At 71.2% G+C, this 240-nt stretch carries 1 protein-coding gene; it reads left to right on the top strand.

The genetic code is table 11. The features are described 5' to 3' along the window. Positions 1-14 precede the first annotated feature (14 nt). On the top strand, positions 15-240 hold a 226-nt coding region (locus HMPREF0044_RS07680), incomplete at its 3' end, for a LysE family translocator (protein WP_245528831.1).

The following is a 240-nucleotide window of genomic DNA, read 5'->3' as shown; positions in this document are numbered from 1 at the left end:
TCCCGGGGCCGGCCATGCTGTACGCCGCCGCCCGCACGCTCGCGGGCGGCCGGCGCGCGGGGCTGATGGCCTCGCTCGGCCTGCATCTCGGCGGCTATGTCCATGTCATCGCCGCGGCTGCCGGCCTTGCACTGCTGTTTCACGCGGTGCCGCCGCTATTCACCGCGATGAAGCTCGCCGGCTCGGCCTATCTGGTCTGGCTCGGCCTGTCGCTGTTCCGTGATCGTAACACGACGAGGC

It is taken from the genome of Gleimia coleocanis DSM 15436 (genome assembly GCF_000159015.1).
Classification (GTDB): Bacteria; Actinomycetota; Actinomycetes; order Actinomycetales; family Actinomycetaceae; genus Gleimia; species Gleimia coleocanis.
This window is presented reverse-complemented; position numbering and strand designations above follow the sequence as displayed.